Here is a 20,119-nt window from a genome sequence, read left to right as displayed (position 1 = left end):
TCTCAGGATCGAAAACGACCGTGCCTGCAGCGCTTTCTATGCCCCTCGCGAACGAGGCCGAGCCCCGCCGGCGCCAAGGCTATGGCAAGCGCGATATCGGCGGCATCGGCATCGCCGTGGTGACCCGCGATACCGCGATCGCCGAGCTGCGCGAGGCCATCGTCGAAGGCGGCCATGTCAAGCTCGCCTTCTGCAACGCCAATCTCGTCAATGTCGCAGCCGGCGACCTGGCTCTGCAGCGTAGCCTTTCGACCTTTCTCGTCCTCGCGGACGGCATCGGCGTCGATCTCGGGAGCTCGCTGCTCTACGGCAAGCCTTTCCCGGCCAATCTGAACGGCACGGATTTCCTCCCGGCCTTCTTCGGTGCGCAGTTGCGGCCGCTTCGCGTGTCCTTGCTCGGCGGCCGCCCCGGCGTGGCCGACCGCGCGGTCGAGAATCTGGCCCGGCGCTATCCGCAGCATCGCTTCAAGGTGGTCTCGCATGGCTACTACGCCCCGGAGGAGGAAGCGCGGCTGCTCGACGGGCTCAAGGCCGAGCGGCCCGATCTGCTGCTGGTCGCGATGGGCAACCCGATGCAGGAGCGTTTCATCGCCGAGAAGCTGAGCACCCAGCATTGCGCGGTCGCCGCCGGCGTGGGGGCTCTGTTCGATTTCTTCGCCGGCGAGGTGCAGCGTGCCCCGGAGGCGATCCGCAAGGCGCGCCTCGAATGGATCTATCGGCTCTGGCTCGAGCCGAGCCGGCTCTGGCGCCGCTATGTGCTCGGCAATCCGGCCTTCCTGATGCGGGTGGCGCGGCAATATCTCGCTAGCGGCCGGCAGGCCGGCTGACGCCCGTGACCTTCAGCTATGCCCTGGCGACGCCGAGCTACAGGGGCGACGTCGATCGTTGCCGCCTGCTCTGCGCCAGCATCGATCGCTTCGTCACCGGCCATGGCGTGCACTACCTCCTGGTCGAGGATCGCGACGTTCCGCTGTTTCGCGACCTCGAAGGGCCGAAACGGCGCATCCTCCCTGAATCGCAGCTCCTGCCGTCCTGGCTGAAGCCCAGGCCGGATCCGTTGAGCCTCGGCCGGCGTCGGGTCTGGACCGGCATGCGCGCGTTGGCGCGGGGCCTCCCGCCGCTGCGCGGCTGGCACGCCCAGCAACTGCGCAAATTCGCGGTCGCCACGGTCGCCGGGGAGGACGTCATCCTCTTCGCCGATTCCGACATGCTGTTCCTGCGGCCCTTCGATCTCGCGGATCTGGAGCGGGACGGCGCCGTCAGGCTCTATCGCAAGCCGGAGGCGATCGCGGCCGACATGGCGCGCCATCGGCCGTGGTGCGAGAACGCCTCGTCCCTGCTCGGGCTCGGCGCGCCGTCCTATCCGGGGCCGGACTACATCAACAACATGGTGAGCTGGCGCCGCGACCACGTGCTCGGGCTGCTCGCGCATATCGAGACGGTGAGCGGCCGCGACTGGGTCTCCGCCATCGCGCGGGACCGGCAATTCTCCGAATACATGATCTACGGCTACTACGTCGAACGCGTCCTCGGGCTCGAGGCCGCGCGGCACTGGCCCGATCCACGCGAGCTCTGCAAGGTCTACTGGTTCCCCGAGGATGTCGCCGGTCTCGACCTGCTGAAGACCTTCGAGGAGGTGCTGGAGCCCTGGCAGGTCGCGGTCGGCGTGCAGTCCTTCATCGGCCAGCCGCTCGACAAAGTCCGGGCGCTGTTCGAGAGACAGGCCTCGGCCTGACCCTCAGCGCTGTTTGTAGCCGCCGCGCGCCAGCAGCCGGTAGGTGAAGCTCGCGGAGACCAGATAGACCAGCCCGAAGACGAGGTTCATCCAGCTCGCCCAGGCCTCGCCTGCGGCGAAGCGGGTCATCACCAGCGAGATCAGCCCTGCCTTCAGCGCCGTCAGCAGGCACAGCAGCACGATCCGCGAACCGGTGCGCTCGCGCGCATAGAGCAGTTCGGCATGGTATTCGACGAGGTTGCGGAAGGCCGGCACCAGCAGCATCGGCGCGAAGAGATAGGCGGCTTCCGAGACATTGCGGCCGAGCAGCCCCGGAAAAGGCTTCAGCGCGATGATGACGGCGACGAGGCCGGCGGTCGAGACCAGCGCGATGCCGATCTCGAAGGCGGCGAGGCGCCGCCCCCCGCCGAGCCCGCGATCCTGCATGATCTTCTGCACCAGCATCTGGTTGAAGCTGCGCACCGGCATGGCGGTGAGGTCGATCACCCTGAGCGCGATGGCATAGAGGCCTGCGGTCCGCTCGCCCGCCAGGCCGAGCACCAGCAGCTTGTCCAGCTCCGACTGGACGTAAAAGACGATATCGGCCGCACCGGCGAAGACGGCATCCGCCATGCGCCGCGGATAGAGCGCCCGCACGAAGCGCCAGCGCGCCGGCGGCAGGAAGGCGGCGAGCGCGACGACGAGGCTCAGGAAGGTTGCGGCGAGATAGGCGCCGGCCCAGATCTCGAGGCTGCGATGGCCGAAGGCGATGAAGAGCAGCGCGGCCAGCGTCCGCAGCGACGAGCCGATGATCACGAGCAGCGCCGCCTGCCGGAAGCGCCTGAGCCCGTTATTGACGATGGCGACGACCTCGACCGGCCGCCAGCACAGCACCTCCGCCACGATGATCAGGGCGAAGGGCAGCGCTGCCAGCCGCTCGGCGAAGAGCAGCCAGTAGGCGCCGGCCGAGATGGCGGCGATCAGCGGCAGCGAGGCGAGGCTCAAGCCCGCGAAGCCCGCCAGATAGGCGCCGAGCAGGCGCGGCTTGACGGTCGCCACCCGATAGAGCGGCGAGACGAAACCGAAGGCGAGCAGGCGCGAGAGGATGAGCCCGGTCGAGGAGGCCGTGGCGAAAAGGCCGAACTCGCCCAAGGTCAACGTATTCGCAACGATAAGGAAGTAGACAAGGGAGATGACGAGCCGGCCGGCTGAGCCGCTCAGGATGGTGAGATAGGAGAGGGTGGTGGCACGGCTCGGTAACATGGACGGTACTCGGGGACGCTGGCCCGGCCCATGCCTGCCATCGCGCGGATGATGGAATTCACTTAGCCGAGAGGCGTTGAGCGACCCTAAACGAAACGGAAGCGCACCAACTTCATGCAGGAAGCCGAACCGGACCGGGACGACCTCGCGCTCACGCGCCGCGCTGCGCTGCGTGCGGGAGCCGTTTCCGCGGCCGTCGCCATGCTCGGCTCCGCCCCGGGGCAGGCGGCCGCGCGCCCGATTGCCATGGGTTCGGCCGCGGAGATCGGCGCTTTCCGGAGCGATCCGCGCTATCGCGAGGCGCTGAAGCGCTATTGCGACGTCGTCGTGCCCATGAACGACCTGAAATGGGAGGCGCTGCGCCATGACCGCGCGCGCTTCGATTTTTCCGGTGCCGACGAGCTCGTCGCCTTCGCCGAGGCCAACCGCAAGGCGCTGCGCGGCCACACGCTGCTCTGGGGCGAGGCCCTGCCCCCCTGGGTAAAGGAGATGAAGACCCGCGCCGAGGCCGAGCGCGAGCTCGTCAACCACATCGAGGTGGTCGTCGATCGCTACAAGGGCCGCATCGCCACCTGGGACGTGGTGAACGAGGTCATCAAATACGACCCCACCTCCGGTGGCCCTTGGCGCGACACGATCTGGCAGCGCCTGCTCGGGCCGGAGCATGTCGAGATCGCCTTCCGCACGGCCGCCCGCACCGATCCGAAGGCGCGCCTCGTGCTCAACGATTTCCATTTCGAGGAGCCGGACCCCGTCGCCGCCGCCCGCCGCAAGGTCGCGCTCGACATCTGCCGGCGCCTCAGGGACAAGGGCATCCCGATCCATGGCGTCGGCATGCAGGCGCATCTCTATGCCGAGAAGCAGGTCGATACCGACGGGTTGCAGCGCTTCATGCGCGATCTCGACGAGCTCGGCCTCGATGTCGAGATCACCGAACTCGACGTGATCGATTGGAAGATGCCGGCCGATGCCGCGCTCCGCGACAAGCATTCCGCCGCGCTGGTCTCGACCTTCCTGAATGCCGTCGTTTCCGCGAAGCGGCCGAAGGCGATCGTCACCTGGGGTTTGACCGACCGCTATTCCTGGGTGGGCGAGACCTTCCCGCGCAAGGACGACGCCAAGGCGAGGCCCCTGCCGCTCGATGCGGATTACCGGCCGAAACCGATGATGGCAGTGCTCGAGCGCTATCGGCGCGGCACGGGGTGAGTTCGGAAAGTGAAGCGTAGCGTCATGTTCACCACCGAAACGGCCGACAAGGATCGACTGGAAGGGGCCGATCGAGGCGCTCCGCCGGAAACGGCGCGCCCGGTCGAGATCGGCCGCCTCGCCGATCCGCTCTGGATCGTGGCGACGCTCTGGCGCCGCAAGGGGCTGATCCTGCTCTGCGCGCTCGTCGGCTTCGGCCTCGCCGTTCTGGCGAGCCTGCTGATCGCGCCGAAATACACCTCGACCGCGCAGCTCTTCATCGACCCGCGCGATCTGCGCGTGCTCCAGAACGACGTCTCCCCGAACACTGTCGGCAGCGACCCGACCTCGATTCTCAGCTATCTCGAAAGCCAGGCACGCGTCATCGCGTCGGACAGCATCAAGTCGCGGGTGATCGAGAAGCTCGGGCTCGACAAGGATCCCGATTATGGCGGCCCGGCCCGTGGTGGCCTCCTCTCCGGCCTGTTCGGCCCCGACAAGGCGACGACCGATCGCAACGCCATGCTCTATGCCCTGGCCGCGCTCGACAAGAGCGTCGCCGTGCGTCGCGGCGAGCGCACCTTCGTCATCGACATCTCCGCCACGGCCGGCGACCCGGACAAGGCCGCGCAGATCGCCAACGCCCTCGCGGAAGCCTATCTGGAGGACCAGGCGCAGGTCCGCGTCGATGCAGCCCGGCGCGCCACGTCTGCCCTGACCGCGCGGCTCGAGGAATTGCGCGGCCGCCTGCGCATCGCCGAGGACAAGGCCGAGGCCTACAAGGAAGCCCACAACATCGTCGGGCTCGGCAGCAACAAGTCGCTCAGCGAGGAACAGCTCTCGCTCAACGCCACCCAGCTCGTCGCCGCCCGCCAGCGCACCACCGAGGCCAAGGCGAAATACGACCAGATCGCCGCGACCCGCGCGTCCAGCGTCGAGGCCGGCGCGATCCCGGAGGCCGTCGCCTCCAACACGATGACGGCGCTGCGCGCCCAGCTCGGCGCGGCACTCAGCAAGGAGGCCGATCTCGTCGCCTCGCTCGGCGCGCGCCATCCGGCCCTGACGGCCGCCCGCGCCCAGGTGACCGATTCCCGCCGCCAGATCGCCGACGAGCTCAGCCGCATCGCCCGCGCTGCCAAGGCGGAATATGACCGCGCCGCCGAGGCCGAGCGCCAGCTCTCGCGCCGCGTCGACCAGCTCACCACGGCGCAATACGCCGCCGGCCGCGCCTCGGTCGAATTGCGCGAGCTCGAACGCGAGGTCGAATCCTCCCGCGCGATCTACGACGCCTTCCTGAAGCGAGCCCGCGAAACCGGGGAGCTTGGCGGCATCGACACGACCAATGCCCGCGTCATCAGCCCGGCCATGCCGCCGCTGGAGAAGAGCGGCGTCAGCCGCCGCAGCATTGCGCTACTCGGCGCTTTCGGCGGCGGCGGCGCGGGAGCGTTGCTGGCGCTGGCTCTCGCATTGTTCGCGGTGCCCCGCCCGGTGCCGGAGGAGAAGGCCCCGTCGGCCCGCAGATCCCTCTGGCGGCGCAAGCCGCGCCCGGTCGAGCCTGAAGCCGAGGAGCCGGCACCGCCTGCCACGGCCCAACCGGCATCGCCGCCCGAAACCGTAATTCTGACGCCGCCACCTCCTCCGCCACCACAGCCGCAGCCGGTCGCGCCACCCGTGCCCGAGCAGCCCGAACCCGTTCCGCCGCCGGTGAGCCCCGCCGCTGTCCAGACGCCTCCTCCGGCCGGCGACAAGGCGGGCTGGCGCCGCCTCATCGCGATTCCGGGCGGTCAGCTGGACAGGAAGCCGGAAAAGCCGTCGCCGCCGCTGGTCCTGACGCCGCTCGGCAAGATTCCGTCGGTGCGTAACCGGCGCTGGCGCCGCGAGCTCGAGGCCGCGCGCTCGGTCTTCCAGGCCAAGGCGCATCTCGTCGATGTCATCGACAAGCCGCAGGCGAGCTTCGCTATGGCCGTCGCGGCTGTCAGGGCCGAGCTGGTTCATGGCGCCGGCGACAATCCGCGCCGGCGCATCCTGGTGCTCGGCCTGCAGCCGCAGGTGGGGGCGACGACGCTCGCCCTCAATCTCGCGCTCGATGCCGCCCTGGCCGGCCAGCCGGCGCTGCTCGTCGATGCCGCCGACGGCGCTCTCGCCCTGACGCGGATCTTCGCGCCCGATGCGTCGGCCGGTCTGGAAGAGGTGATCGGCGGCAGCCGCACGCTTGCCCGCGCGATCCTGAAGGATGAAGGCAGCGATCTCGCCTTCCTGCCGCGCTCGAACCGGCCGGGCCTGCCCGCGACGGGCTCGCTGGAAAACGGCCTGTTCGGCGCAGCGCAGCGGTTCGGACCGGTCATCGTCGATGCCACGGCCGGCAGCGCGCTGGCGCGGCGCTTTGCCGAGGTGGTGGACGACATCCTCGTGGTCTCACGCCAGGCCAAGCTGTCGGATGCCGATATCGAGCGCCTGAAGGCGCAGCTTGGCGTCAACGCCAACAAGCTGCGCGGCCTCGTCGTGAACGAGAGCTGAGGCGGCACCTGCTGGCGGCCCGGAGCCGGTCCGGACTCCCCAAGCCCTCATCCTAAGAGCGTGCTGATTTTGTACGGAACCACGCGGTCGTCCCGGGCCTGACCCGGGATCCATGCCGGAACGTACCCGACAAGGTTCAGGCATGGATCCCGGCTCTCCGCTTCGCTGCGGTCGGGATGACCCGCATTTCCTTGAAAGCGCGGCTGACTCCAGAAACGCGCCTTCGGTATTCCTCAGGATGAGGGCTTGACCCCGCTCGACCGGCCTCAGTTCTTCTCCGGCTTGCGATACTGCTCGTTGGCGACGCCGAATTCTGACATCAGCCGGCCGAGCGCGACCTGGGTGTGGTAGAGCCCGATCGTTCCCGAGCGGCTCTTCAAGCCGAGTGCGATGCCGCGTGGTACGGAAGCGGCGAGCAGCGCGAGCGATTTCGCCAGCACCTTGAGCCGGCCCGCGGCGCCCGGATTCTGCCGCCGCGCGATCGTGGCCGAGATCGCGCCGTTGCGCAGGCCGCGCGCGGCGATCCAGCCGAATTCGGTGCGGCGCTGCGGCATCGTCTCGCGCTGCGCCGCCTCCTGCACCCACCAGAAGCGGAATCCGGCGGCCCTGGCGCGGGTGAAGAAATCCGTGTCGCCGCCGCCGGTGAAGTCGAAGCTCTCGTCGAGGAAGGGGAAACCCAGCCGTTCCAGCACCTCCCGCCGGATCAGGTAGTTCGCGCTCGAATAGAGCATCGGCACCGGGCCGGAGGCCGCATAATGCGAGCGGAAGACCGGATGCGCCGCGAGCCAGGCCCGCGAGCGGTCGGCGAAGACCGGTGTCACCGAGCCGCCGAAGAGCTCGGTCGGGGCGGTCGCCGCCGCCTTGAGGAAGGCGTCGAGCCAGCCGGGCTCGGCCTCCTCGTCGTCGTCGATCCCCAGCACCTGCTGCAGGGCCGGAAAGCGTGTCAGCGCGCAGCGCCAGGCGGCGTTATAGGCCTTGCAGTTGCCCTGGCGCGGCTCGACGATGACGAGGCCCTTGAACAGCCCGGCTTCGAGCAGCGTCTTCGCGCGCTGCGCGCCGGCCTGTTCCTGGCCCTCGTTCTCGACGACGATCACCGCGAAATCATGCCCGCCGGTTTGCGCCGCCAGCGAGCGCAGCGTCGCCTCCAGCATGTCGGGGCGCCTGAAGGTCGGCACGCAGACGACGCTCGCGACGCCGGCCAGCATCTCCGGCGGCGATTGCGCCACCACGCCGAAGCTCTCGGGCGTCGCGAAGCGCAGCGGCGAGGCATCGCCCCGCGCGCCGGCATCGGTCTGTTTCGTCGATTCAGCCGCAACCATGGCAGACCTCATAGACCCGGCCGGCTTAAAGTTCGGTGTTCGCAAAGCGCGACCCACCGGCCTTTTCCGGCAAAACCTCGTTGAGCATAGCAGACGGGGCGGCTTGACCTGCCGCGGCAATCGGCCGACTGAAAGACATCTTGCCGCGGACCCGCTTTCCTTGCGCCTCGCCTTTCTGACTTCGCTCATTCCGGTTGCCCGGCCGGATACGGGTTTCGAGATCGCCAATGCCGCGATCCTCTCGTCGCTGCGCGCGGCCGGCCATGAGGTGACGGCGATCGGCTTCATGCGCCATGGCGAAATGCCGGCCGACCCGGATCAGGCCGTCGTCGTGGCCGAGATCGACATCGAGAATGCGGTCGCCTCGACGGGGCGGCAATTGCGCTGGATCGCGGCGGCTTTCCGCTTCGGCCTGCCGGTCGCCTGCGCCAAGCTCAGGCTCGCGGGCGCCGGCCGGCTGGTCGAGGCGGTGCGGGCGCAGGGACCCTTCGATGCGCTCATCCTCAACTCGGTGATGCTGCCCGGCGCTTTCCCGGAACTGCTGGAGATCGCGCCCTGCGTGCTGGTCGAGCACAATATCGAGCACGCCTCGGCCCGGCAGAATGCCGAAAACGCCGGCAATGTCCTGCTCCGCCGGCTCTTCGCCCGCGAGGCCCGGCTGCTGGAGGCCATCGAACGCCGGCTCTGGCGGCAGTCGCGCTTCGTCTGGACCCTTGCCGAGGAGGATCGGCGGGCGATGGGCGCCGAGGCCCGGGACAAGTCCGCCGTGTTGCCTCTGGTCTCCGGCACGGCGCCGCCCGCGATCGTGGCGGGGCAGGACGCGCCTGCGAGCTTCGATATCGGGCTGATCGGCACCTGGACCTGGCTGCCGAACCGGGTCGGCCTCGAATGGTTCCTGCAGGAGGTCTGCCCGCTGCTGCCGGACGATCTGCGGATCGCTGTCGCCGGCCGCGTCCCCTCCGAGCTGCGCATGCCGCTCAATGTCACGCTGGTCGGCCGCGTCCCGGCCGCCGACGCGTTCCTGCGCTCCTGCCGCATCGTGGCGCTGTCGAGCCGGGCCGGCACGGGCGTGCAGCTCAAGACCATCGAGGCGATGCAGCTCGGCCTGCCGGCCGTCGCGACCTCGCTGTCCTGCCGCGGCTTCACCGAATTGCCGGCTAACTTCACGCTCGCCGACAGCGCGCCGGACTTCGCCCGCGCGCTCGCGGAGCGGCTGGCCGTGATCAGGGCCGGCGACGCGCAGCGCATCGATGGCGAGGCTTTCCTGACGCGCCAGCGGGCGGCGCTCGCCGCCGGCCTCGCACAGGGCCTCGCCGCGGCGGCGCGCTGAGGCCCATCCGCCGATTTGCCTCCAGCGGCCGTCCGGGGCTATGAATCGGCGCACGCCTGCCAGCGTGCGCGGACCATCGCCCAGCCCGAGGCCGGCCCATGCGCATCGAAAACGATCCCAAGCTCGACTTCCGCGACGTGCTGATCCGTCCCAAGCGCTCGACGCTGGGCAGCCGCGCCCATGTCGATGTCGAACGCAGCTTCCGCTTCCCGCACACAGGCGCGGAATGGAAGGGCTTCCCGCTGATCGCGGCCAATATGGACGTGGTCGGCACCATGGCGATGGCGCGGGCGCTGCGGAAGCATGGCGCCATGGTCGCCCTGCACAAGCACTACGACGCCGAGGCCCTGATCGCCTTCTTCCGCGAGCCGGAATCGGCCAACGCCTTCTATTCGCTCGGCACCACCGAGGCCGATCACGACAAGCTCAAGGCCGTCCACGCCCGGTCGCCGATCTCCAAGATCTGCCTGGACGTCGCCAATGGCTACACCGAGAAATTCGTCGATACGGTCAAGGCGACGCGTGCCGCTTTTCCCGACGCGGCGATCATGGCCGGCAACGTCGTCACCGGCGACATGACCGAGGCGCTGATCCTGGCCGGCGCCGACATCGTCAAGGTCGGCATCGGGCCGGGCTCGGTCTGCACCACCCGCAAGATGACCGGCGTCGGCTATCCGCAGCTCTCGGCCATCATCGAATGCGCCGATGCGGCCCATGGGCTGAAAGGCCTGGTCTGCGGCGATGGCGGCCTGACCGTGCCGGGCGATGTCGCCAAGGCTTATGGCGGCGGCGCCGATTTCGTGATGATGGGCGGCATGCTCGCCGGCCATGACGAATGCGAGGGCGAGATCCGCTACGAGGAGCGCGACGGCGAGAAGGTGCCGGTCGCGATGGTCTTCTACGGCATGTCCTCCGACACGGCGATGCACAAATATTCCGGCGGCGTCGCCAAATACCGGGCTTCCGAGGGCAAGACCGTCGAGGTGGCCTATCGTGGCCCGGTCGAGGGCACGATGCAGGAGATCATGGGTGGGGTGCGCTCGGCGATGACCTATATCGGCGCGGTCTATCTGAAGGAGATGTCGAAGCGCACCACCTTCATCATGGTCGGCGCCCAGCTCAACACGGTGTTCGGCAACTGACTGACGCCTCCCGGCAGGAATGTTCACTTCGTCGGGTACCGCTTGCGGCCCATCTGTTGCATAGTCCCGGCCTCAATGCAGAAAGCCGCTCACGGCTTCGGGGAGACGATATGACGATCAGGATTTTGGGCGCGGCAGCCTTTCTCGCCGCCGGGGTTTCGCTGGCGAGCGCTCAGCAGCTCGCGCCGAGCCCCACACTCGATGCCGTGAAGGCGCGCGGCAATCTCGAATGCGGCGTGCATCTCGGCCTGCCGGGCTTCTCGTTCGCCAATGACAAGGGCGAGTGGACCGGCCTCGACGTGGATTATTGCCGCTCGCTCGCGGCCGCCATCCTGGGCGACGCGACCAAGGTCAAGTTCACGCCGACCTCGGTGCAGCAGCGCTGGCCGATCCTGCAATCGGGCCAGGTCGACGTGCTCGCGCGCAACTCGACCATCACCTTCTCGCGCAACGCCACGCTCGGCCTGAATTTCCAGGGCATCAATTTCTATGAGGGCCAGACCTTCATCGTCCGCAAATCGGCGAATGTGAAGGAGGCCGAGGGCCTCGACGGCGCCTCGGTCTGCGTCGCCGCCGGCTCGACCGAGGAGAAGAACGCCGCCGATTGGTTCCGCGAGCGCAACCTCAAGGTCACCATCACCAATTTCCAGAAGAACGACGACGCCATCGCCGCCTATGACGCCGGGCGCTGCGACGCCTACACCGCCGGCGTCGGCGCGCTCGCCGGCCAGCGCATCAAGCTCAAGGTCCCCGACGATCACATCATCCTGACCAAGCCGATCTCGAACGACCCGCAGGGGCCGGTGACGCGCTGGGGCGACGAGCGCTGGCAGCTCATCGTGCGCTGGGTGCTGAACGGCACCATCGCGGCCGAAGCGCTCGGCGTCACCTCCAAGAACGTCGACGAGATGAAGGCGAGCTCGAAGAATTCCGAGGTCCGCCGCCTGCTCGGCGCCGAGGGCGGCTTCGGCGAGATGATGGGGCTCCCGAACGACTGGATGTACAACGCCATCAAGCAGGTCGGGAATTACGGCGAGAGCTATGAGCGCACCGTCGGCATGGGGTCGCCGCTGAAGCTTGAGCGCGGCCAGAACCAGCTCTGGACCAAGGGCGGCCTGCTGTTCACCCCGCCCTTCCAGTGAGAGCGGTCTGAAGAACGTCATGGTCGGGCCTTGACCCGACCATCTCGGAAACCAGCCTGAGCGTCACGAGATTCCCGGGTCTGCGCTTCGCACCGCCCGGGAATGACGCCCGCGACTCCTGATCGAGGCCGGCGTGAGCAGCTTCCTCTCCTTCATCAACGACAAGCGCGTCCGCGACTGGCTCTATCAGATCGCCGTCGTGGTCCTGCTCGTGGGCCTGACCATCTTCTTCGTGCGCAACGCCTCGGAGAACATGGTCAAGGCCGGCATCGCCTCGGGCTTCGGCTTCCTCTGGCGTACTTCCGGCATCGAGGTGCCCTTCGTCCTCACCGGCTATACCCAGGCCGACAACATCCTAGGCCTGTTCTGGGTCGGCGTCGCCAACACCATGCTGGTGACGGTGATCGCGATCATTCTCGCCACCGCGCTCGGCTTCGTCGTCGGCATCGCCCGGCTCTCCTCGCACTGGCTGCTCTCGACCATCGCCGGCGCCTATATCGAGTTCGTCCGCAACATCCCGCTGCTGTTCTTCGTGCTGTTCTGGTATTTCGGCGTCATCGCCGCCCTGCCGGCGCCGCGCCAGAGCATCGGACTGTTCGGGGTCGCCTTCCTCAACAATCGCGGCCTGACGATTCCCCTGCCGGACGGCATGGACAACCTGCGCATCGCCGGCCTGATCATCCTCGCCTGCGTCCTCGCTTACGCCGCTTTCCATGTCTGGGCCCGCAAGCGCCAGGAGCGGACCGGGCTCCACGCGCCGACGCTGCGCGTCGGGCTCGTCCTGCTGCTCGCGGTGCCGGTGCTGGCCTTGACCTGGGCCGTGCTGGCGACGCGCTGGGACGTGCCGGTGCTGCGCGGCTTCAATTATCGCGGTGGCTTCGCAGTCATCCCTGAATTCGTCGCGCTGCTGGCGGCGCTCGTCACCTACACGGCGGGTTTCATCGCCGAGATCGTGCGCGGCGGCATCCAGTCGGTCTCGCATGGCCAGACCGAGGCGGGTTCGGCGCTCGGCCTGCGCTCCGGCCAGATCCTGCGGCTCGTCACCATCCCGCAGGCGCTGCGGGTGATGATCCCGCCCTTGACCAACCAGTATCTCAACGTGCTGAAGAACTCCTCCTTCGGCGCGGCCATCGCCTATCCCGATCTGGTCAGCCTGTTCATGGGCTCGGCGCTGAACAACACCGGCCAGGCGATCGAGATCATCGCGATGACGCTCGCGGTCTATCTCGTCATCGGGCTTGCGGTTTCGGCGATCATGAACTGGTACAACGCCCGCATCGCTCTGGTGACGCGATGAGCGGCCTGGCTTCCCCCCGGAGCGCCTCGTCGCTCTCGCTCTGGCGCGAGCGCCTGTTCGGCACGCCCTTCACCGCCTTCGTCACGGTGGTGCTGGCGCTCGCTATCGCCTGGGTCGCGGTGCCGCTGATCCGCTGGGCGCTGATCGATGCGAGCTGGCGCGGCACGACCCGCGCCGACTGTACCGCAGGCGGGGCCTGCTGGGTCTTCATCCGCGCCCGCTTCGGCCAGTTCATGTATGGGCTCTATCCCGCCGACCAGCGCTGGCGCGTCGATATCGCCGGTATCGCCTTCGTGCTCGGCGTCGCGGCGGTCGTCTTCGCGCCGCAGCGGCTCAAGCTGAAGCTCGGCGTCGCCATGCTCGTCCTGCTGCCGCCGCTCGGCATCTGGCTGCTCTCCGGCGGCTTCGGCCTGCGCCATGTCGAGACGCGCGACTGGGGCGGGCTGATGCTCACCCTGTTCATCTCGGTCTATGCGAGTCTGATCGCGATCCCGCTCGGCATCCTCTTCGCGCTCGGGCGGCAATCGGGGCTGCGCGTCATCCGGTTGATCAGCATCATCTTCATCGAGTTCTGGCGCGGCGTGCCGATCATCGCGGTGATCTTCCTGGCTTCGCTGCTGCTGCCGCTGATCATGCCGGGCGGCATCGACATCGACCGGCTGGCGCGCGCCGTGATCGGACTCGGCTTCGTCATTGCCGCCTATATGGCCGAGGCCGTGCGTGGTGGCCTGCAGGCGCTGCCCAAGGGCCAGCGCGAAGCCGCGACGGCGCTCGGACTGACCTATTGGAAGGCGACGGGGCTGATCGTCCTGCCGCAGGCGCTGCGCATCTCGCTGCCGGCGATGACCAACGAGTTCATCGCCCTGATCAAGAACACGACGCTGGTGCTGGTCGTCTCGATCCTCGACCTGCTCGGCATCGCCCAGGCCTCGCTCGCCGATCCCAACTGGGTCGGCATGAACATGGAGGCCTATGCCTTCTCGGGCGCGATCTACTGGCTGATCTGCTTCGCCCTCTCGCGCTGGAGCCGCTCGCTGGAGAAGCGGCGCAGGTTGTGAGGAGGCCGCTTGCCGTCATTCTCGGATCTACGCTTTGCTTCGCCCGAGCATGACGCAAGCTTTCGACCAGCCAACAAAAAACCGGCCTTTCGGCCGGTTTTCTGATTTCAAAGCCATCAGCCTGATCAGGCTCGCACCTTGCTCCGGTCGCGCCGGCGGTCGGCGGCGGGCTGGTAGGCGATGCGCGCGTGGTGGCTGCAATAGGGCATGCCGGTCTGCGAGCGCGCGCCGCAGAAGCGGAATTCCGGTGTCGTCGGATCACCCATCGGCCAGCGGCACATATATTCGCGCAGTTCCATGATGGTGACCCGCTCCGAGAACGGGATCACCACGTCCTCGGAAGGCCGCGGCGCCTGCTCGGCCTCGATATCGGCCTCGGGCTGCGTCGCGAAATGCGGAGCGAGCGCATGGGTGCCGCGGGTGGCGCCGGCGGCGTTGTTCATCGGATGGCTCGGCGCCCGTGCCGGGGCCTTGCGCGGGGCGGCATTGCGCGGCGTGGCCGGCGCAGCGGCGCTCTTGGCACGGCCCGACAGGCCGAGCCGGTGCACCTTGCCGATCACCGCATTGCGCGTGACGTTTCCGAGCTCGGCGGCGATCTGGCTTGCGCTCAGACCGTCGCTCCAGAGCTTTTTGAGCAGTTCGACCCGCTCGTCGGTCCATGCTCCGGCTTCGTTCATCCGCATCACCTGTCTTGTCCGGCCGGCCCCTCGCGGTGCCGCCCTTAAGGGTGCTTCGTGGCGGAATCCGGAACCGGCGGCTTCTGTCGCTGAGACAAAAACCGTTGCTTCCGCAACAGACGGGACTGGGGACGCCGCACGAAATGTCGTATCTGACGAATGAGACCATACAAGGGGCGGTGACTCGCGGACAAGAGTCGCCGAATCCGAATTGGGCTTTTCCCCAGGCGATTCGCGATTGGCGGGTCAAGCGAATCTTTTCGGCAACACTGTCGTCACGGCAGAGCCGGCAAGGGAATCGGCGGCATGGAATTGACAGTGCCGGCTGCCTTAAGCATATTTATCCACAAGGTGACGCCGCCCGCTCGGGCGGCGCTTATGTTTTGCGGATCAAGGCCCCGAACGATGCGGATGACGGCGCGACGAGAGGTCAGGAACTGGCTGCGACGATAACGTCGTCGCCGGGTCGCAACTTGGCCGCATGCTGCGGCATCTCACCCGGATCGCGTTCTCGACCCCAGCGCCAATCCGTTCTCATCCGTCCCCCTCGCGAGGATTTTGCCTCATGGCTCCCGCCCCCGTTTCCGCCAGCCAGTCCGTGCTCGTGCCGACCTATGCCCGCGCTCCCGTCGCCTTCGAGCGCGGTGAGGGGCCTTGGGCGATCACCGCCGACGGCACGCGCTATCTCGATTTCGGCGCCGGTATCGCCGTCAATGCGCTCGGCCACGCCCATCCGCATCTGGTCAAGACGCTGACCGAGCAGGCCGGCAAGATCTGGCACACCTCGAACCTCTATGCGGCGCCGGAAGGCGAGCGCCTCGCCCGCCGGCTCTGCGAGGCAACCTTCGCCGAGCGGGTGTTCTTCACCAATTCGGGGGCCGAGGCCAATGAGTGCGCCATCAAGATGGCGCGGAAATACCATGCCGCGAAGGGCCATCCCGAGCGCTACCACATCGTCACCTTCGAGGGCGCCTTCCATGGCCGGACGCTGGCGACCATCGCCGCCGGCGGCCAGCAGAAATACATCGACGGCTTCGGCCCCAAGGTCGACGGCTTCGACCAGGTGCCCTTCGACGACGAGAAGGCGCTGCGCGCCGCGATCACGTCCGAGACCGCCGCGCTGATGATCGAGCCGATCCAGGGCGAAGGCGGCTTGCGCTCGGTGCCCTCGCGCTTCCTCAAGCTGCTGCGCCAGATCTGCGACGAACAGGGCCTGTTGCTGATCTTCGACGAGATCCAGACTGGCGTCGGCCGCACCGGCAAGTTCTTCGCCCATGAGCATTACGGCGTGACGCCGGACATCATGTCGATCGCCAAGGGCATCGGCGGCGGCTTCCCGATGGGCGCCTGCCTCGCGACCGAAGAGGCGGCCTCGGGCATGACGCTGGGCACGCACGGCACCACCTTCGGCGGCAACCCGCTCGCCATGGCGGTCGGCAATGCCGTGCTCGACGTGGTGCTGGCGCCGGGCTTCATCGAGAATGTCGGCCAGATCGCGCTTCGGCTGAAGCAGTCGCTGGCCGAGCTCAAGGACAGGCATCCCGACATCATCGCCGAGATCCGCGGCGAGGGGCTGATGCTCGGCCTCAAGCTCCACACGCTCAACACCGACTTCGTCAACGAGGCCCGTGCCCAAGGTCTCCTTGTCGTCGGCGCCGGTGACAATGTCGTGCGCCTGCTGCCGCCGCTGATCATCACCGAGGCGGATGTCACTGAGGCGGTCTCGCGGCTCGACAAGGCGGCGAGCGCCGTCGAGGCGACGCTGAAGCGCCCTGCGGCAGAGTAAGTTCAACCGATCCCATCCAGCGAAGCGAAGGAAGCGCCCGTGACGCGCCATTTCCTCGACCTTTCCGATTTCTCCGGCAGCGAGCTGCGCTCGATCCTGCGCGCCGGCGAGGAGATCAAGGCGCGACGCCGCACCCCTGCCGCCGCGGGGGACCGCCTGCTCGAAGGCAAGGTCATCGCCATGATCTTCGAGCAGCCCTCGCTGCGGACCCGCGTCTCCTTCGATGTTGGCATCCGGGAACTCGGCGGCTCGCCGATGATGGTGACCGGCCGGGAGATCGAACTCGGAGAGCGCGAGACCATCGCCGACACCGCCCGCGTGCTGTCGCGCTATGTCGATGCGATCATGATCCGCATGCTCGACCATGATGCCGTGGTCGAGATGGCGAAATACGCCTCGGTCCCGGTCATCAACGGCCTGACCAAGCGCCAGCATCCCTGCCAGGTCATGGCCGATGTCATGACCTTCGAGGAGCGCAAGGGCTCGATCAAGGGCAAGCGCATCGCCTGGACCGGCGACACCAACAACGTGCTGACCTCCTGGATCCATGCCGCCGGCCGGCTCGATTTCGAGCTCGCCATCGCCACGCCCGAGGAGCTGGCGCCCCCACCGGCCCTGGTCGCCTGGGCGAAGAAGCAGGGTGCGAAGCTCTCGCTGACCACCCATCCCGAGGCGGCGGTCGAGGGCGCCGATTGCGTCATTACCGATTGCTGGGTCTCGATGGGCGACGAGGAAGGCACCCGCCACAACCTTCTGCGGCCCTACCAGGTCGATGACAGGCTGATGGAGCGCGCCGAGAAGGAGGCGATCTTCATGCATTGCCTGCCGGCCTCGCGCGGCGAGGAGGTCACCGACCAGATCATGGACGGCCCGCAATCGGCCGTCTTCGACGAGGCCGAGAACCGGCTGCATGCGCAGAAAGGCATCCTCGCCTGGTGCTTCGGCGGGGTCGCGGCCTGATGGCCGCCGACGTCACGGCCGGGTTCGACGACAGCGTCCTGCCCTTCGCCGTCCCCGATCTCGACGTGCGCGGCCGCGTCGTGCGGCTGGGCGCGTCGATCGACACCGTCCTCGCGCGCCACGATTATCCCGAGCCCGTCTCCCGCGTGCTCGGCGAGGCGGCGGCGCTCACCGTGCTGCTGGGCACGGCGCTGAAGTTCGAGGGGCGCTTCCAGCTCCAGACCAAGAGCGATGGCGCCATCCCGATGATGGTGGTCGACTTCACCGCCCCCGACAATTTCCGCGCCGTCGCCCATATCGACGAGGCGAAGCTCGTCGAGGCGGTCGCGCTGGACCAGCTCTCGACCGGTGACCTGCTCGGCGAAGGTCATCTTGCGATGACCATCGACCAGGGCTCGGCGACGACGCGCTATCAGGGCATCGTGCCCCTGACGCGGCAGAGCCTGGAAGAGGCGGCGCACCAGTATTTCCGCCAGTCGGAGCAGATCCCGACGCGGGTTCGGCTCGCCGTCGGCACCGTCACGACCGGAGGGCGGCCGCATTGGCGCGCCGGCGGCATCCTCGTCCAGTTCATGCCGCATTCGCCCGAACGCCTGCGCGCGGCCGACATCCATCCCGGCGACGTGCCCGAGGGCCACGAGATCCTGGCCGGCAACGACCCCGACGGCGTCAGTGACGATGCCTGGATGGAGGCGCGCTCGCTGGTCGAGACGGTCGAGGACCACGAACTGCTGGACCCAACGCTGGCGAGCGAGCGCTTGCTCTATCGCCTGTTCCATGAGCGCGGCGCCCGCGTCTTCGAGCCGGTTGTCGTGCACGAGGCCTGCCGCTGCTCGCGCGAGCGCGTGCTCTCGATGCTGCGCGGCTTCTCGCCTGAGGATCGCAAGGCGATGATCGCCGATGACGGCAAGCTCGGCGTCACCTGCGAGTTCTGCTCGCGGCGTTATTCCTTCGAGCCGTCGGAGGTCGAGCAGGGGGTGACGTCGGGACTTTGAAGGCCGTCGTCATTCCCGGGCGCCGCGAGGCGGCGACCCGGGAATCTCTTGCCGAATGAGACGGCAAAGCCCTCGCGTCACGAGATGCTCGGGGCAAGCCCGAGCATGACGCCCGCGATTACCCCGCTTTGCACTCTGCCATCAGCTTGCGCATGAAGGCCTCGCCGGCCTGGAGCTGCTCCAGCGTGATGTACTCGTCCGGCTGATGCGCCTGGTCGATCGAGCCGGGACCGCAGACCACGGTCGGCAGGCCAGCGCGCTGGAAATGCCCCGCTTCGGTCGCATAGGCGACGGCGATGGTGTGGTTGCGGCCGGAGAGGCGCATGGCGAGCCGTTCCGCTTCCGAGCCGGGATCGGGTGCGAGGCCCGGCACATCCGAGGTCATCACCGTCTCGATGGTCGAGGACGGCGCCGTCTTCCGCATCCGCGCCAGCACCGTTTCCGACAGGCGGCCGAAGCGCGCCGGTCCGGCCTCCGGGTCGGAGCCCGGCAGAGTGCGGATTTCCCAGGACAGCTCCGCCTTGTCGGCCAGGATGTTGCGGGCGATGCCGCCATGGAACTTGCCGACATGGACGGTGTCATAGGGCGGGTCGAAGCGGCCGCTCCCGTCGGGCTGCTCTTTGGCCTCCTCCTGCATCCGGTCGAGCTCGGCTGCCAGCAAGGCGCCGGCATGGACGGCGCTGGCGCCGAGCTGCGGCTTGGAGGAATGCGCCGCGAAGCCTGCGATCGACGTCAGGAAGGTGCGGATGCCTTTATGCGCGTCGGCGATGTCGAGCGATGTCGGCTCGCCGACGATGACCGCGAGCGGCCGGGGCAACGTCCTGCCCATCGCGGCGATGCCGTCGATGACGCCGAGGCAGGTCACCTCCTCGTCATAGGAGAAGAACAGGTGGATCGGCGTCCTGAGCCCGGCCGCCAGAAAATCCGGCGCCAGCGCGAGCGCGAGCGCGACGAAACCCTTCATGTCGACGGCGCCGCGCCCATAGGCGCGCCCGCCTTCCACATGCAGCGTGAAGGGATCGCGGCTCCAGGCCTGCCCCTCGACCGGCACGACATCGGTATGGCCCGAGAGTACGATGCCGCCCCGGTCCTGCGGCCCGAGCGTGGCGAAGAGCGCCGCCTTGTCGCCGGCGGCGTTGGGGAAGCGTGTGGAGGCGACGCCCCAGCCGGCGAGATAGTCCTCGACGAAATCGATCAGCGGCAGATTGGATTTATGGCTCACCGTATCGAAGGCGACGAGGCGGGCGAGCATCTCGAGCGGCGTGTAGCGCTGCCCGGCGGGCGGATGGGCGGTCAATGCAGAACCTTCTTCACATGGGGGGAATCGAGCGGAAACAGCGGCACCTCGACATCGAAGATCTCGCCGTTCTCGCCGAGCATGGCGTAGAAACCGCGCATCGAGCCATCCGGCGTCGCCAAGGGACAGCCCGAGGTATAGCTGAAGCTTTCGCCCGGCCGCAGCACCGGCTGCCGGCCGACGACGCCGTCGCCGCGCACCTCATGGACTTCGCCATGCCCGTCGGTGATGAGCCAGTGGCGCGTCAGCAATTGCACGGTCTGTGTCGAGAGATTGGCGATCTCGATCGAATAGGCCCAGAAATAGCGGCCTTGCGGCGGCGATGATTCCGCCTCCATGAATTTCGGCACCGCGGTCACACGCACGCCATGCGTCTGCGCCTGATACATTGCCAGGACTCCGAACCAAAATGACTCCGAACTTCAAAGACGCCGGAC

At 68.0% G+C, this 20,119-nt stretch carries 17 protein-coding genes; 12 read left to right on the top strand and 5 right to left on the bottom strand.

Features of this window, described 5'->3' with window-relative positions:
- The first annotated feature begins 38 nt into the window (after nt 1–38).
- Both IED13_RS07340 and IED13_RS07335 read left to right on the top strand, forming a co-directional pair.
- The gene (locus IED13_RS07340) at nt 39–827 is read left to right on the top strand and encodes a WecB/TagA/CpsF family glycosyltransferase (protein ID WP_051988253.1); all 789 of its coding nucleotides are present in this window, start codon (nt 39–41) and stop codon (nt 825–827) included.
- Nucleotides 828–832: 5 nt separating this feature from the next.
- The gene (locus IED13_RS07335) at nt 833–1,735 is read left to right on the top strand and encodes a DUF6492 family protein (protein ID WP_142023417.1); all 903 of its coding nucleotides are present in this window, start codon (nt 833–835) and stop codon (nt 1,733–1,735) included.
- 3 nt (nt 1,736–1,738) lie between these two features.
- Here IED13_RS07335 and IED13_RS07330 read toward each other — a convergent pair whose 3' ends face one another.
- Nucleotides 1,739–2,977, bottom strand: a complete 1,239-nt coding sequence (locus IED13_RS07330; protein ID WP_142023416.1) for a lipopolysaccharide biosynthesis protein — start codon at nt 2,975–2,977, stop codon at nt 1,739–1,741.
- Nucleotides 2,978–3,091: 114 nt separating this feature from the next.
- Between IED13_RS07330 and IED13_RS07325 the strand changes: the two genes are divergently transcribed.
- Nucleotides 3,092–4,183 carry an endo-1,4-beta-xylanase gene (locus tag IED13_RS07325; protein WP_142023415.1) on the top strand — a complete coding sequence of 364 codons (1,092 nt, stop codon included), beginning with the start codon at nt 3,092–3,094 and terminating at the stop codon, nt 4,181–4,183.
- Between the two features lie 24 nt (nt 4,184–4,207).
- Entirely contained in the window at nt 4,208–6,679 is a 2,472-nt protein-coding gene (locus IED13_RS07320) for an exopolysaccharide transport family protein (protein WP_191123795.1), read from the top strand.
- 266 nt (nt 6,680–6,945) lie between these two features.
- On the opposite strand, the gene IED13_RS07315 is transcribed toward IED13_RS07320, so the two are convergent.
- Nucleotides 6,946–7,998 carry a glycosyltransferase family 2 protein gene (locus tag IED13_RS07315; RefSeq protein ID WP_191123794.1) on the bottom strand — a complete coding sequence of 351 codons (1,053 nt, stop codon included), beginning with the start codon at nt 7,996–7,998 and terminating at the stop codon, nt 6,946–6,948.
- Nucleotides 7,999–8,158: 160 nt separating this feature from the next.
- On the opposite strand from IED13_RS07315, the gene IED13_RS07310 reads away from it, so the two are divergent.
- From IED13_RS07310 to IED13_RS07290, 5 genes are all read left to right on the top strand, one after another.
- A complete protein-coding gene (locus IED13_RS07310; protein WP_191123793.1) occupies nt 8,159–9,328 on the top strand; it encodes a glycosyltransferase in 1,170 nt (389 codons plus the stop codon).
- A 98-nt stretch (nt 9,329–9,426) separates the two neighbouring features.
- Entirely contained in the window at nt 9,427–10,470 is a 1,044-nt protein-coding gene (locus IED13_RS07305; protein ID WP_191123792.1) for a GMP reductase, read from the top strand.
- Nucleotides 10,471–10,580: 110 nt separating this feature from the next.
- Entirely contained in the window at nt 10,581–11,612 is a 1,032-nt protein-coding gene (locus IED13_RS07300; protein ID WP_038365060.1) for an amino acid ABC transporter substrate-binding protein, read from the top strand.
- Nucleotides 11,613–11,745: 133 nt separating this feature from the next.
- Complete coding sequence (locus IED13_RS07295; RefSeq protein WP_260368382.1) at nt 11,746–12,909, top strand: amino acid ABC transporter permease; 1,164 nt, start codon at nt 11,746–11,748, stop codon at nt 12,907–12,909.
- A complete protein-coding gene (locus IED13_RS07290; protein WP_191123791.1) occupies nt 12,906–13,967 on the top strand; it encodes an amino acid ABC transporter permease in 1,062 nt (353 codons plus the stop codon). The genes IED13_RS07295 and IED13_RS07290 overlap by 4 nt, the downstream gene beginning before the upstream one ends.
- Nucleotides 13,968–14,092: 125 nt before the next feature.
- Here the strand turns inward: IED13_RS07290 and IED13_RS07285 are convergent, their stop codons facing one another.
- Nucleotides 14,093–14,644, bottom strand: a complete 552-nt coding sequence (locus IED13_RS07285; RefSeq protein ID WP_038365055.1) for a GcrA family cell cycle regulator — start codon at nt 14,642–14,644, stop codon at nt 14,093–14,095.
- 565 nt (nt 14,645–15,209) lie between these two features.
- On the opposite strand from IED13_RS07285, the gene IED13_RS07280 reads away from it, so the two are divergent.
- Genes IED13_RS07280 through IED13_RS07270 form a run of 3 tightly spaced genes read left to right on the top strand, consistent with a single transcriptional unit; the run spans nt 15,210 to nt 18,385 of the window.
- Nucleotides 15,210–16,430, top strand: coding sequence for an aspartate aminotransferase family protein (locus tag IED13_RS07280; RefSeq protein ID WP_191123790.1), 1,221 nt, complete (start codon nt 15,210–15,212; stop codon nt 16,428–16,430).
- A gap of 39 nt (nt 16,431–16,469) precedes the next feature.
- Nucleotides 16,470–17,390, top strand: a complete 921-nt coding sequence (gene argF, locus IED13_RS07275; protein WP_038365051.1) for an ornithine carbamoyltransferase — start codon at nt 16,470–16,472, stop codon at nt 17,388–17,390.
- Nucleotides 17,390–18,385, top strand: coding sequence for an Hsp33 family molecular chaperone (locus tag IED13_RS07270; RefSeq protein WP_191123789.1), 996 nt, complete (start codon nt 17,390–17,392; stop codon nt 18,383–18,385). Before argF ends, IED13_RS07270 begins: the two co-directional genes overlap by 1 nt.
- A 118-nt stretch (nt 18,386–18,503) precedes the next feature.
- Here the strand turns inward: IED13_RS07270 and argE are convergent, their stop codons facing one another.
- Together argE and apaG are read right to left on the bottom strand one after the other, a co-directional pair.
- A complete protein-coding gene (argE, locus tag IED13_RS07265; protein ID WP_142023433.1) occupies nt 18,504–19,637 on the bottom strand; it encodes an acetylornithine deacetylase in 1,134 nt (377 codons plus the stop codon).
- A 41-nt stretch (nt 19,638–19,678) separates the two neighbouring features.
- A complete protein-coding gene (apaG, locus tag IED13_RS07260) occupies nt 19,679–20,071 on the bottom strand; it encodes a Co2+/Mg2+ efflux protein ApaG (RefSeq protein ID WP_191123788.1) in 393 nt (130 codons plus the stop codon).
- Nucleotides 20,072–20,119 lie beyond the last annotated feature (48 nt).

It is taken from the genome of Allobosea spartocytisi (assembly GCF_014764685.1).
Taxonomy (GTDB): domain Bacteria; phylum Pseudomonadota; class Alphaproteobacteria; order Rhizobiales; family Beijerinckiaceae; genus Allobosea; species Allobosea spartocytisi.
The sequence above is the reverse complement of the archived record's forward strand: the minus strand, read 5'-3'. Positions and strand labels throughout refer to the sequence as shown.

Bases quoted from the DNA above. Each gene is read 5' to 3' on its own strand.
- IED13_RS07320 (WP_191123795.1), top strand. From the start codon at position 4,208: ATGTTCACCACCGAAACGGCCGACAAGGATCGACTGGAAGGGGCCGAT.
- IED13_RS07305 (WP_191123792.1), top strand. From the start codon at position 9,427: ATGCGCATCGAAAACGATCCCAAGCTCGACTTCCGCGACGTGCTGATC.
- IED13_RS07300 (WP_038365060.1), top strand. From the start codon at position 10,581: ATGACGATCAGGATTTTGGGCGCGGCAGCCTTTCTCGCCGCCGGGGTT.
- apaG (WP_191123788.1), bottom strand. From the start codon at position 20,071: ATGTATCAGGCGCAGACGCATGGCGTGCGTGTGACCGCGGTGCCGAAA.
- IED13_RS07330 (WP_142023416.1), bottom strand. From the start codon at position 2,977: ATGTTACCGAGCCGTGCCACCACCCTCTCCTATCTCACCATCCTGAGC.
- argE (WP_142023433.1), bottom strand. From the start codon at position 19,637: ATGCTCGCCCGCCTCGTCGCCTTCGATACGGTGAGCCATAAATCCAAT.
- IED13_RS07280 (WP_191123790.1), top strand. From the start codon at position 15,210: ATGGCTCCCGCCCCCGTTTCCGCCAGCCAGTCCGTGCTCGTGCCGACC.
- IED13_RS07315 (WP_191123794.1), bottom strand. From the start codon at position 7,998: ATGGTTGCGGCTGAATCGACGAAACAGACCGATGCCGGCGCGCGGGGC.
- IED13_RS07325 (WP_142023415.1), top strand. From the start codon at position 3,092: ATGCAGGAAGCCGAACCGGACCGGGACGACCTCGCGCTCACGCGCCGC.
- IED13_RS07290 (WP_191123791.1), top strand. From the start codon at position 12,906: ATGAGCGGCCTGGCTTCCCCCCGGAGCGCCTCGTCGCTCTCGCTCTGG.
- IED13_RS07285 (WP_038365055.1), bottom strand. From the start codon at position 14,644: ATGAACGAAGCCGGAGCATGGACCGACGAGCGGGTCGAACTGCTCAAA.
- IED13_RS07340 (WP_051988253.1), top strand. From the start codon at position 39: ATGCCCCTCGCGAACGAGGCCGAGCCCCGCCGGCGCCAAGGCTATGGC.
- IED13_RS07270 (WP_191123789.1), top strand. From the start codon at position 17,390: ATGGCCGCCGACGTCACGGCCGGGTTCGACGACAGCGTCCTGCCCTTC.